At 44.4% G+C, this 13,321-nt stretch carries 11 protein-coding genes; 6 read left to right on the top strand and 5 right to left on the bottom strand.

Translation table 11 applies throughout. From position 1 onward, the window contains the following. Positions 1-7: 7 nt before the first annotated feature. The 4 genes from QVD32_RS06785 to lacZ4 form a co-directional block, all read right to left on the bottom strand. The gene (locus QVD32_RS06785; protein ID WP_195242192.1) at positions 8-1,024 is read right to left on the bottom strand and encodes a FecR family protein; all 1,017 of its coding nucleotides are present in this window, start codon (positions 1,022-1,024) and stop codon (positions 8-10) included. A gap of 71 nt (positions 1,025-1,095) precedes the next feature. Then, entirely contained in the window at positions 1,096-2,103 is a 1,008-nt protein-coding gene (locus QVD32_RS06780) for a FecR family protein (protein ID WP_118687500.1), read from the bottom strand. Positions 2,104-2,121: 18 nt separating this feature from the next. Beyond that, positions 2,122-2,679: an RNA polymerase sigma-70 factor gene (locus QVD32_RS06775; RefSeq protein ID WP_021891947.1), complete on the bottom strand. Its 558-nt coding sequence runs from the start codon at positions 2,677-2,679 to the stop codon at positions 2,122-2,124. 149 nt (positions 2,680-2,828) lie between these two features. Continuing rightward, positions 2,829-4,880, bottom strand: a complete 2,052-nt coding sequence (lacZ4, locus tag QVD32_RS06770) for a beta-glucuronidase LacZ4 (protein WP_118687501.1) — start codon at positions 4,878-4,880, stop codon at positions 2,829-2,831. Positions 4,881-5,140: 260 nt separating this feature from the next. On the opposite strand from lacZ4, the gene QVD32_RS06765 reads away from it, so the two are divergent. The 6 genes from QVD32_RS06765 to QVD32_RS06740 all read left to right on the top strand — a co-directional run bounded on the left by QVD32_RS06765 (position 5,141) and on the right by QVD32_RS06740 (position 13,059). Then, positions 5,141-6,370, top strand: coding sequence for a hypothetical protein (locus QVD32_RS06765; RefSeq protein WP_147401618.1), 1,230 nt, complete (start codon positions 5,141-5,143; stop codon positions 6,368-6,370). A 521-nt stretch (positions 6,371-6,891) separates the two neighbouring features. Beyond that, the gene (locus tag QVD32_RS06760; RefSeq protein ID WP_008861176.1) at positions 6,892-7,188 is read left to right on the top strand and encodes a RyR domain-containing protein; all 297 of its coding nucleotides are present in this window, start codon (positions 6,892-6,894) and stop codon (positions 7,186-7,188) included. Continuing rightward, positions 7,185-9,365, top strand: a complete 2,181-nt coding sequence (locus tag QVD32_RS06755; protein ID WP_118687503.1) for a hypothetical protein — start codon at positions 7,185-7,187, stop codon at positions 9,363-9,365. Before QVD32_RS06760 ends, QVD32_RS06755 begins: the two co-directional genes overlap by 4 nt. Before the next feature lie 22 nt (positions 9,366-9,387). Continuing rightward, a complete protein-coding gene (locus QVD32_RS06750) occupies positions 9,388-11,205 on the top strand; it encodes a MutS family DNA mismatch repair protein (protein ID WP_118687504.1) in 1,818 nt (605 codons plus the stop codon). 123 nt (positions 11,206-11,328) lie between these two features. Further along, the gene (locus QVD32_RS06745) at positions 11,329-12,030 is read left to right on the top strand and encodes an iron-sulfur cluster assembly scaffold protein (RefSeq protein ID WP_008861173.1); all 702 of its coding nucleotides are present in this window, start codon (positions 11,329-11,331) and stop codon (positions 12,028-12,030) included. 18 nt (positions 12,031-12,048) lie between these two features. After that, positions 12,049-13,059, top strand: coding sequence for a GGGtGRT protein (locus tag QVD32_RS06740; protein WP_008861172.1), 1,011 nt, complete (start codon positions 12,049-12,051; stop codon positions 13,057-13,059). Between the two features lie 14 nt (positions 13,060-13,073). On the opposite strand, the gene QVD32_RS06735 is transcribed toward QVD32_RS06740, so the two are convergent. Beyond that, positions 13,074-13,321, bottom strand: a 248-nt coding sequence (locus QVD32_RS06735) for a hypothetical protein (protein WP_287710169.1), incomplete at its 5' end; no start/stop codon positions are given.

Here is a 13,321-nt window from a genome sequence, read left to right as displayed (position 1 = left end):
TGGTGTTTCATAGGCTGTGTTGTAAAGTTTGACAATCGGTGTTTTCTGGGAAATCGAAATAGACCGTATCGTTGTGTATGGAGTATTGCAAATGGGAGATACGCGCTATTTCCTTGAATATCTCTTCTTTGGTTTCGTTCCTTACGACGAGGGTCAGGTATAAAGTATCGGCGATTTCTTCCGGGCAGATTATTTGAAGTTGATATTTGTCTTCCAAATATGAGATCACATCTGTGAATCTGTCGTTGTCGAATGTCATCTTTTCCGTAGTCCATGCTATATATTCATGAGCGACGACCGTGTCTTTACGGATAGATTGATTTGATTTGGAGTAGGTTATCTGTTCGTTCGGATTTAATCTGACGGGCACGGAGTCATTATTGAAACAGAGGGATACGGCTCCCGAAATCAGCGTCGTTTCCGCAAGGTCTTCGTTCGGTCTGTTTCGCACATTGAAAGATGTTCCTAACACTTTAATCTCTTGTCCTTGTGATTTCACGACAAACGGACGTGCTTTGTTTTTCGTGACCTTGAAATAGGCTTCACCTTCTAAATAAACGGATCGCTCTGTCGATGAAAATGCTTCGGGATAAATGAGTTTCGTATTATTGTTGAGCCATACTATCGTGCCGTCGGGTAGAGTGACTTCCGATTTATGGGTCGAGGTGAGAACCGTATGGGTTGTGGCGGAATAGGCGTTGGATTCCTTTACAGTATGAAAGATAAAGGCTATCGCAATAACGGCTGCAATCTGGGAAGCGTAATAGACGGTTCTTCTGATTTTTACGAGAGAAGTATATTTCCTTATTCTCTTTTTCAGTTTTTCGAGAGCCGACCGTGTGGATATAACCGGTTGCCACAGAGCCGTATTGTATAACCATAGGTCTCTTATTTCGGCAAAATATGCGAGATGCTTTTTGTCTTCTGCCAAATAACGGCGCAGTTCGGCGCATTCTTCCCGAGTAAGGGATTTATCCAGATACTTCGTTATGAGTTCGTCTATATGTCGGTTGTGTTTTTCCATGTGCTCCACTCTATAATTATCACAAACAAGAGTGGGCATACCCTACCTTAACGAGTGCGTATTAATATATTTTAACTATTTGGCTTGTGCTCAATGTAGACCGTGTCGTTATTGAAACGATAATCTATGGGGGCTATCGATTTGAGCGTTTGCAATATTTCTTTCAGCGGTTCTGTCCTGACCGTCAGCGTCATATAAACAGGGGCAGGGGAAGTGTTCGTACAGGTCATTGTTACGTTATACCATGCGCCTAATTTTTCTATGACTTCTGTCAATTCACAATTGCTCAATAGTAGTTTTTCTTGTGCCCAAATGTGGTAGAGACTACTATCTTTTCGCGTATATATTTTCGTTTCTTTCGTCTTGCGGGAGTATGTGACTTGCTCGGCAGGTTGCAAAGTTATGGGAGGAACCGAGCTATTGGGAAAATAGACTTCTACATGCCCGTCGACCAATGCCGTTTCGATGATTTCGTCTCGTATGTAATTCTTGACGACAAAGCTGGTCCCGAGAACTTTTATGTCCATATCGTTGGTTTCGACAACGAATGGTTGATCTTCTTTGTGGAAGACTTTGAAATAGGCCTGCCCGTTGAGCCGGACTTTTCTTTTTTTATCGGAAAACCGGCTGGGGTATGTCAATTTACTGCCTGAATTGAGCCAAACTACCGTGCTGTCGGGGAGGGTAATACAACCTTTGTTACCGATTGCCATCTCTACGCAAGCGTATTGTTCGGAATTAGATTCTCTTGTGAAAAAGTAATACAAGCCTAATAGTATCACTATTATGGCTGCACACTGGGTAATGTAGTAGAGTGGTTTGCGGAATGTTTTGCCGCGGCGATTGTAGTTCTTGATTTTAGAACGGAAACGCTGTAATGCTTTTTCCGTATCTTCTTTCGGTGCGAGTATGGCTTGGGTCGATAGCCACAGTTCTTGTGCTTCTTTGAAATGTGTCTTATTTTCCTCCGAAAGTTCGATCCAACGGTATAACGCGATCTTTTCATCTTTCGAAGCCTCTCCTTCGAGATATTTCAAGATGAGTCTATCTATTTCTTTTATTTCGTTCTGTCCGTCCATACGAAGCAATTTATTTTTTTATTCGAATCCTGAAAACAGTAAGAAGAAAAAGGATAGCAATCCATTTTTTTTCAAATGACTTCTTAGTCCCGACAAGGCTTTTGTTATTTGTTTTTCGACGGTTTTAATGCTTATCCCCAGTCGCAAGGCAATGTCTTTGTTTTTCAAATTGAGGGAACGACTCATGATGAATATACGGTGGCATTGCTCGGGCAGAGATTCGACATAGGTTTTTATTTCCCGATCCAAATCTTTCAATAGTAGGGAATCTTCCTGATAAACGACGAACGATTGTAAGTAGTCGTCTATGAACTGGATATCGTTATCCGAATCGAAACTTATTTTGTCTTTTACGCGTTTGTCGTAAATATAGTTTCTCGATTTATTCAAAACCGATTTGAATAGATAGGCTTTCATCGGGAGGTCGAAATCTATCTCGTTACGCCGTAGCCATAATTCGAAGAATACGTCTTGTACAATATCTTCTGCCGCATCTTGGTTTTGAACGTAACGTAATGCATAGGCGCGCAATATCTGATAATATTGTGTAAATAGATTTTCAATATTATTACTCATATTGGCCGATTTTGTTTAGTTGTCTCTTTCTTTATTTTGAATGGAGCATATGTAAACGAATGCAATATTACATAATTTTTCGCAACTATAATATTATATGGCGATTGTAAATGGCTGTTAAGTTATTTTAGATTGGTAGAAATTTTGTGTTATTCTTTTCTATTTTTGGCGGAGTCGGTTATCCATAGAGCCATTGTATCTGAGACTTTATCTTTCGTGGTCGACTGCACAAGAATGGTGTTCTTTCCGGGAGGAAGCTCTATTTGTTCCCATTTGACGATGGCATATCGGTCGGGCTTTTGTTTTCCCATGCTTTTCCCGTTCACGAACAGTTCTACTTCTGGCAGGTTGGTAAATGCCATGAAATTTTGTTGAGCGGTCGGGCGCATGTCGCAACGTTTTTCGGCCAGATGTACCATCGGGTCGGTTTTGTTCCAGTTTGCCTTATAAAAGTAGAATGCGTCTTTTTTATATTTACGGTCGAATGTTACGAGTCCTTTATCGTTAATTCCCGGACGATCTCCTTCTCTTCGGTGCGCGGCTCCGAAGTCGAACATATTCCATATGAAACTACCCCAGACAAAGGGCCGTTCATGAATAATTTTCCAGTTCTCGATATGATAGAATGTCTGCCAGTTTTCGGGATGCCACCAACCGGCCGGGTTCGGACGTTTTAAAGAATCCGATTGATGATAGATACTGGCTCCTGCTCCATATTCGCTGATTGCAATGCGCAACTGGGGGTATTGGTTGTGAGTCTGGTCTAAAAATTTCGCCAAAGCGTCGGGCATACCTCCGTACCAACCGTCGTAGCGGTTCCAAGCGATACAGTCGGTAATGAAATTGAGTCCTCCGTTCTGGTTACTGGCAGAGGTTGTCAGGCGAGTGGGATCTTCCGAGTGTGCCAGTTCGTTCAGTTCGGTAATGTAAGTAACGGGATTATCTCCTCGTTCGGTCAATTCGTTGAATAATCCCCAAAAACAAATCGAGGGGTGATTGTAATTTTGGCGGATTAGTTCTTTCAATTGTTCTTCTCCGTTTTTCTTGAAAGCCTCGGAGTCGATAAATCCTTTGTCGGCATATCCTCCGGGGCCGATGAATGGGATTTCGGCCCATGTGATTATACCCGATTGATCCATTAGGTCGTACATGTATTCTGCTTGTTGGTAATGGGCTAACCGAACGGCGTTGACTCCCATTTCGAGCATCAGCTCGGTGTCTTCTTCGTGATGCATCGAGCGTAAGGCGTTGCCGATTTCCGCCCGGTCCTGATGCCGGCAAACTCCGTATAAAGGCAAATGTTTACCGTTCAAGAAAAAGCCATTGTCGGGATCTACACGATAGTATCGTATTCCCAAAGGTTGTATCACCTTATCCAATAATTTATCATTTTCCCATAAGGATATTTCGGCCCGATACATGAACGGGTCTTCACGGCCATTCCATAAACGGGGATTTTGTATGGTGAAAGGAATGATGGTTTCTCCTTCGGAATGGGCGTTCAATGTGACGTGTCGTTTTATTTCTTGTATAGTTTTATCGTGGTCTTTGACGGAGACTTTTACATTTACTTGTTTTGTTGTGGCTGCATTGGATAATTTTACAGTCACAGCGATGTGGGCTTGTTTTTCGGTCACGGACTTTTGAGTAAGATATACTCCGGGAGAAGCGTAATCCAACAGCGATATACATGTCGGTTCTGTTATAATCAAACTGACATCGCGGTAGATTCCTCCGTAGAAGTTGAAGTCTCCGACCAGAGGCATTATATCGAATTGCTCGGCGTTGTTTACTCGCACGAGAATTTTGTTGTCTGTCCCGTATTCGACATCGTCGGTTATTTCAAATGTAAAAGCGCTGTATCCTCCCCGGTGTTCGCCCCGGTATTTACCGTTGATAAAAAGGTCGGCTACGCTGTTGACGCCTTCGAAATATAAAAATAATCTTTTGCCTTTCCATTCGGGGGAAATGTACAGGTCTTTTTCATAATTGCCGATACCACGTTTGTAGTCTAATTTCCCAGATAGGGCATCCGGGGCATTCCATGTGTGCGGCAATGAGATTCGTTGAGTCGAATTTTTACCGACTTGGTGAGAAAAGCGAAACTGCCAGTTGTCGTTTAGAGACAAATACGAACGTTGTGCATTCGTTTGGAAAATACATAATGAGATAACTATTGTTATGAGCCATTTGATTCTCATGTGCGTTATTGTTTAAGGTTTTCGTTCGACGAATGCAAAGATAATAGATTATTCCTATTGCATAGAATTCGGTTTGTGCTATATAATATTAGAAATGTATCTTCGAGAAATAATTTTTGAATCCCTTCCAGTCTTTGATTTTTGCGTATTTGGGTATCATGCGAAAAATGGGTCGCTATAAATTTTCCTCAGATAGTTTGGCAAATTTTATAACATTTTATAAATTCGCATATTGTCACATTAACCTTGTCTCGATATCTATGGGATTATTCGATTTGTTCAAGAAAGATCGCGGGTACGAAATCCATTCGCTCGAATTTTGCGAAGTGGGTAAAGACGGCAAACGCGATACCCGGCCAAGTAGCAAACACTATACCGACTCGCGCTATATTATGCCTGTGGTGAAGATGACATCGCGCATCGACCGCACCGTCAAGATAAAAGTCCGCATTACCGAACCAAGCGGCAAAACTCATACCTACGACTTCGATGCCCCGTTAAAACCCGTTGAGAACATGTCGGCGCAATTTCCGTGGTGGGGGTCGGAAAAGCGAGACCATTTCACTGCGGTCGGTACATGGCGGTTCGATATTCTTGATGAAGAAGATCATGTGGTTATCAGCGCTCCGCTCGAAATAGTTCCGTTGGAAGACATTTGGGAAAGCATGGGTTGGATTCATATTGTCTCGAACCTTGAATTTCGTAATATCAACGGCAAAGGTGAGGTGATCGATGATTGGAATACAGGCAACTTCGTGGAGCCCAAGTATATGCAAATGCGTTGCCGATGTACCTGCTATTCGGACGTTGTACGCAAGGTTACTTACCATGTGGAGATCAAGAATGAAAGGACAGGCAAAATCAAAGCGTTCGACCACACAGTCACACTCAATCCCCGAGATGGATCCCAATGGTTGCAAATATGTGGCTGGGGCTCCGATTCCGGTACTTCTTATGCCCCCGGCACTCATACTTACACTCTTTACTATAAGAATCGAGAAATGGGTCGTGGGCGATTCGAGGTCGTGAAATCGCCTAAGCAGCGAGGTTGGATAGAACCTTTGGCATTGGTGCTTCATTTTTACAATACCGATGAAGAAGTGCAACAATGGGTTACTTATGATTGCGCATTGCACATCTACGAGGGAAAAATCATTGAACAGAAATCTTTCAAAGCCAATACATACAAAAGGCTATTAGCCGGATTCCAGTGGCGCTCGCTTGAAAAAGGACATTCATTGAAATTGATATTCAAGTTCTATATGGAGGGTAACTTAGTTTATACCAGTGTTCAAGATGCAGTCACTAATGAATCGGACTCGAAAGATGTTTTTCAACAAGATTTCGAAGTGTCCAGTTCCATGAGGCTGGAAGGCCCGAACGGTATAACAAGCCCATTCCCAGCCGGGCGTTACGAAGTAGAACTGTACCTCAAAACCGAAGAACTCGACGAGCATTTTGTGATGCGGCGCACATTAGATGTGAGGTAGATTGTCGTTGCTTCTTTTCTACAAAAGAAAAGGTGGGTAAAAGGAAGCTCCCGATTTTTTTCATAAGATAGATAATCTTTACCAGAATTTTTGTAGAACTAACCCCTCCGTCACTACGTGCCACCTCCCCTATATTTTGCGTTGCAAAACACAGGGGAGGAGTTTTGCGACACTCTTTTATCGTGTAATTTTGCCGGTAAGACGAGAAAGCTTTCCCCTTCACCCTTGTGTTGCGAAGCGGTATAGAGGAGAGACAGAGGAGCGGTGGAGACGAAGAGAGGGGTTAGAAAGAGGCATATAGGATTTTTTAGAACTAATCCCTCCGTCACTGCGTGCCACCTCCCCTATCTTTTGCGTTACAAAACACCCCGTAATGCTACGGGGCACGGCAGGGGAGGAGTTTTGTGATGTTATCATGAGGTTTTGCAGGAGGGGATCGAAAGTATTTTGCATGTTCATTTTGTCCTGTACTCGCCTTATGCTATCTTTGGGGAAAATAACTTGGATAATACCGTATAACGATGAAACGCGAAAAGTATATTCCGGCTCCGACGGATACCAGCCGGGAAAAACTACCGGAGGAACTTATGGAGTTGGTCGAGGTAATGGCGAAAAATGTTCATGAGGTGTGGTCGCAATCTCGTTTGTCCGAAGGGTGGACTTACGGAGCGCGACGGGACGACGAGAAGAAGACTCATCCCTGTCTCGTGCCTTATGAGGAATTACCTGAAATAGAAAAAGATTACGATCGCAACACAGCGATAGGGACGCTTAAACTGATACAAGCGTTGGGATTCGATATTGTAAAGAAGAGATGAAAAGACTAAAAGAATTTTTCGGGGCGATGAAGGATTTTTTCAGACACCCGGTTATCGGTATAGACCGAATTTTGTCATCGGGTATCAAATGGCAATTGCTTTTTTTACTGGGTGTTATCGTTGCTGCTATTCTTTTGTTCATCGTAATCGAATGGCTTACTGGCAGTATTCTTACTATTAAGGAGAACGACCCACGTAATATTTTTGTCGATGTCTATTATCATTTTGCCGATCCCGGCAATCAGTATGTCGTCGAAGGGACGTGGAATCGTTTCCTTGCATTCCTTATTTCGATCACCGGGTCTGCACTGATGGGCGGTTTGCTCATCTCTATTTTCTCGAATATTATCGACCGCCGGGTAGAGCGTGCGAGGGAGGGCCAGATAGGCTATAAATTTAGGAATCATTATGTGATTATAGGGTTCGATAAGATGGCTATCGGGCTTATCAAACAGTTGTATCAAAAGAGTGTGGCCGAACAGTCGGATCATACGCCTTATTTGTTTGTCATTCAGACTTCGGGTAGTGTCGATTCTGCCCGTCACGAGTTGTTGTCCAAACTTGATGCTTCTATCGACCGTCGTACGATAATTTTGCACGGGGGCCGCGATTCGCGGGAGGATTTGGAGAAACTGCATTTGCCGGATTGTAAAGAGATATTTTTGTTGGGCGAGGAGAATGAAACCGATCATGACTCGATCAATATCGAATGTGCAGCTCTCATTAATAGGATTTTGCGGGAAAAGAACGCAATAGGAAAAGAGCCTCGGGATATAGAGGAGTTGCGCATGTTGGTAGCGCAAATACAGAGCCGTTGTAAAAAATGTAATGTGCTTTTCGAAGCTCAATCGACCTTTGCCGTATTTCAACGGTATGATATAGAATCTATATTTCAACTTCCGAAGAAGACTGAGAAGCAATGGCTGGTGCATTTCCAAAAAAAATATAAAGACGGTGCGGAGAATGAGAAATTATTGAAATTAACGCAGACTTTCGATCGATTGAGCGAAAGGCTTATCGATTTTCTGCCGTTTAATTTTTATGAAACTTGGGCGGAGAAGGTGTTGGTGCGAGGCCTGTATACTCCGCATGACAAGGGCTCGGAAGTCATACGCTATGTACCTATCGACGGTGACGGAATCGGTTATGACAGCAACCGATACGTCCATCTCGTCATTGTGGGAATGACCAGCATGGGAATCGCCATGGGGGTGAAAGCCGCTCATATCGCCCATTATCCCAATTTCCTTCGAGACCGGAGTAAACGGACTCGAATCTCTTTTATCGACATGAATGCCGACACCGAGTTCGATCGGTTGCGGGGCAGATACGACTCTTTGTTCGACATGTGCGACTATCGAGTTATCGATACGGTAGAGCCGGCTAAGAGTTATGCCAACCCGAATACCGATGATAAATTTACCGACATAGAGTTTGAATTTATCAAAGGTTCTGTCGAGAGTCGTCCGATACAAGAGTTGCTACAACATTGGGCAGAGGAGGAAGACGGACGGTTGTTGACTATCGCCATCTGTTTCGAAATTCCTCAAAAGAGTATCGCTACGGCACTTTATATGCCTCGGCTCGTGTATGAAAAGGCTCATTCGATACTCGTGCGTCAGAATGTTTCCTGTTCGACCATCGAATTGATACGAAAAGCTCATCAATACGGTAAATTGAGGGCGTTCGGCATGTTGGACGAGTGCTATGACATAGACGACGATTGCATGAAACGGGTACGGCGGATAAACTTTATTTACCATAAAATAACTCCCGAACAGCCTTTCCCGCAAACATTGGACGATATCGAGGCAAGGGCATTGTGGGAAGAATTGTCTACCGTGCATCGTTGGTCGAATGTTTACAATGCTCATTCTGTCCCTTCCAAGCGAAGAAGTTTCGGAAAATCGGAGCCTGAAAATCTCGATGAAGATACTGCTTTGATCGAGATGATGGCAGAAGTGGAACACAATCGTTGGAATATGGAGAAACTGATTATGGGGTATCGCCCTACAACTCCCGGAGAAGACGAGGAGATACAACGATTGGGCAAGGAACGGAAAAGAAAAATAGAGCGTGAATCGTTTGCCCATACTTATATCAAACCGTATGAAGCATTGAGCGAATCGGTTAAGGATTACGATCGATTGATTATGAAATATTTGTGGAGGGTATAATCATTTTTTGTCATTGGTGATTATGGAAAAAGTCCTGCGAGATTACCGTTCCCGACTTCAAGCTAATAGCCGGGAAACGGAGCGGATAAAAATGTATATTCGTATCATTGCTTTTCTTCGTCTTTCGGTAGTCGTTGTTGCGGCATTGATTGTGTATTTATTTAGAAATGAGGGCGTAGAGGTGTGGGGTACAACTGTACTGATAGGAATCGTTCTGTTCCTATCGTTGGCACGGGTGCACGATCGTTGGTTTCGGAAAAAAGAATTTGTCGATTGTCGGGACCGGATTATTCATAGGGAATTGTCCTTGTTGGAATATCGTTTCGACGGAATCGACGGGGGCAGTGAATTTATCGACCCTTCCCACGATTATAGCTTCGACCTCGACCTTTTCGGCGAGAGGTCGTTCTTCTCCTATATCAATCGCACGGCGACGGCAGTAGGGCGTGTTGCGTTGTCCCGGGAGTTGCTTCACCCCGATTTGAAAACTGCGTCTATTCGGGAGAGGCAGGAGGCTGTCGAGGAAATGTCCTGCCATACGGATTTCAGGATAGATTTTCAATCATACGGGGGCTGTTCGGGAGAGAGCCGGGTAGATACCGAGGCTATCGAACGGCTTGCCGGAATGCCTCGGTTCGGAACGGGGCGGATTGTGTGTTGGCTGGTTTATGCGGTTCCTGCGGTTTATCTTGCCTTATTCGCTTTATGGTTAACGGGAATGGTCGCAGGGAATGTGATCGTGGCGGTTTTCATTTTGTTGCTGGTTTTGTCCGGTCTATTTGCCAAGCGGGTAACCCGCATACAAGAACAGCTCAACCGGACGCTTCAATCGCTTTCTCGTTATTCACGTCTGTTCGAGATGATGGAGCGGATGCGATTCCGGTGCAAGCCATTGAGTGAGTTACAAAGCCGGTGTGTCGACAGCGACGGCTCTGTCTCGCAGAGGGTGTCCCGTTTACGGCATTTGCTCAGCAATCTCGACCAACGCTACAATTTCGTGGGATTCGCCTTGTTGAACGGATTTCTGCTTTGGGATTTGCGGCAAATCAACGCGCTCGACCGATGGCTGTGTGACAATTGTGAAAAAATAACGCAATGGATAGATGTATTGTCGCGGTTCGACGTATATGTCTCGTTAGGAACTTTTCGATACAATTACCCCGACTATGTATTTCCCGATATACGGGAAGATCGCACCCCGGTTATGCAGGCCGAAGCTCTGGGACACCCGCTTATCCCGAGAGAGAAGCGCGTCTGTAACGATGTTGCGCCCATGAACGAGGCTTCTTTCCAGATTATCACCGGAGCCAATATGGCCGGGAAGAGTACGTTTTTGAGGACTATCGGAATCAATTATTTACTCGGCTGCATGGGCGCTCCCGTTTGTGCCGATAGCATGACTTTTACTCCGTTGCCTTTGTTTACCGGATTGCGGGCCTCTGATTCTCTTGCCGATAACGAGTCTTACTTTTTTGCCGAATTGAAACGTTTGCAGCAAATCGTTTTGCGTTTACGTCGTGGGGAGAAATTATTTATTATTCTCGACGAGATACTGCGGGGAACCAACTCGGTCGATAAGCAGACCGGTTCGCTTGCTCTTATCCGTCAGTTGGTCGGGGCCGGAGCAACGGGAATTATCGCTACTCATGATTTGGCTTTGGGCAAACTTGCCGATAGTCTGCCCGGAAAAGTCAGCAATTATCGTTTCGAGGCAGCTATACAAGGAGACGAACTTACTTTTTCTTATCGATTACAGCCGGGTATAGCCGAAAATATGAACGCCTGTTTTCTCATGAAAAAAATGGGCATTATTCCCTCTGACTATTCTGAAAACAATTGAACCGCGATATAATTATTTTGAGCCGTTACAAATAAATTTGCTATTGCTTACATAAAGAAAAAAAATTATCTTTGCAACGCTGAAAAGAGCGTAAAAATACTCATCAAATAAAAAGAGCGAATTATGGTTTATTCACACGAAGTAGAACACATGTGTGTTGTAAAGAAAGGTCCTAATCACGGACCGGCTCCTATCCCCGAAGAGGGAAAATGGGTGAAGGCAAAAGAAGTGATTGATATTTCGGGCTTGACTCATGGTATCGGTTGGTGTGCTCCTCAACAGGGTGCATGTAAACTGACGTTGAATGTAAAGAACGGTGTTATTCAAGAGGCATTGGTAGAGACCATCGGTTGTTCGGGTATGACCCACTCGGCCGCTATGGCATCGGAAATCCTTCCGGGTAAAACGATTTTGGAAGCTCTGAATACCGACCTCGTTTGTGATGCCATCAATACGGCTATGCGCGAGTTATTCCTGCAAATCGTTTACGGGCGTACTCAATCGGCTTTCTCGGAAGGCGGTTTGATGATCGGTGCAGGTCTCGAAGACCTCGGTAAAGGATTGCGCAGCCAAGTAGGTACGTTGTACGGTACATTGGCCAAAGGTCCTCGTTATCTTGAAATGGCAGAGGGTTATATAAAAACTCTTGCTCTTGATGAAAATGATGAAATCTGCGGATATGAATTTGTTCACATGGGTAAATTCATGGACGAAATCAAGAAAGGAACCGATGCCAACGAGGCATTGAAGAAGGTAACCGGAACTTACGGACGTTTCACCAAAGAGGCCGGTGCAGTGAAATATATAGATCCCCGTCACGAATAAAATAAGGAGGAAGTTACTATGATTAGAGAAGTGAAATTTGAAAGTCAAGACCGTCGTATCAAGCAAATTCTTGCCGCTTTGAACGCTAACGGTATTAAAGATATTGAAGAGGCTAACGCTATCTGCGAATCTTATGGACTCGATCCTTATAAAACTTGTGAAGAGACACAACCTATTTGTTTCGAGAATGCAAAATGGGCTTACGTGGTAGGTGCTGCCATCGCTTTGAAGAAAGGCTGTAAGAATGCTGCCGATGCAGCCGAAGCTATCGGTATCGGTTTGCAGTCGTTCTGTATTCCCGGTTCGGTAGCCGATGACCGCAAAGTGGGTCTCGGACATGGAAATTTGGCCGCTCGTCTGCTTCGCGAAGAGACGAAATGTTTTGCATTCCTTGCCGGCCACGAGTCGTTCGCCGCAGCCGAGGGCGCTATCAAAATTGCCGCTAAGGCCGATAAAGTGCGCAAGGAACCTTTGCGTTGTATTTTGAACGGTCTGGGTAAAGATGCCGCTCAAATCATTTCGCGTATCAACGGATTTACCTACGTTCAAACACAATTCGACTATTATACGGGCGAGTTGAAGGTAGTTCGTGAAATAGCTTATTCCAAAGGTGAACGTGCCAAAGTAAAATGTTATGGAGCCGATGACGTGCGCGAAGGCGTGGCTATCATGTGGCACGAAGGTGTAGACGTATCTATCACGGGTAATTCTACGAACCCTACCCGTTTCCAACACCCCGTTGCAGGTACTTACAAGAAAGAGTGCGTAGAGAAGGGTAAGAAATATTTCTCGGTAGCTTCCGGTGGCGGTACGGGTCGTACGCTCCACCCCGACAACATGGCTGCTGGTCCTGCTTCTTACGGTATGACCGATACAATGGGTCGTATGCACAGCGATGCTCAGTTTGCCGGGTCTTCGTCAGTTCCTGCTCACGTAGAGATGATGGGATTCCTCGGTATCGGTAATAACCCTATGGTGGGTTGCACCGTGGCTTGTGCTGTTGATGTAGCTCAGGCTTTGAGTAAGTAATCATTTGTATCTTATTATGTATAAGCATCTGTGGCCGTTTGGTCGCAGGTGCTTTTTGTTTTCTCTCCGATGCTTTCCTTTTTCGTTTTCTCCCATAGGCCGGAATATTTTAGCCGGAAATGTTCTTTTAACGGGTAAGAGAAGGGGGTAAATGTCCAATATAAATCGGCTGATGAGAGGCTGTTTTCAACCCCTCCGTCACTACGTGCCACCTCCCCTATATTTTGCGTTACAAAACACAGGGGAGGAGTTTTAAATGTCT

The sequence above is a fragment of the Barnesiella sp. genome, from assembly GCF_022723415.1.
Taxonomy (GTDB): Bacteria; Bacteroidota; Bacteroidia; order Bacteroidales; family Barnesiellaceae; genus Barnesiella; species Barnesiella intestinihominis.
This window is presented reverse-complemented; position numbering and strand designations above follow the sequence as displayed.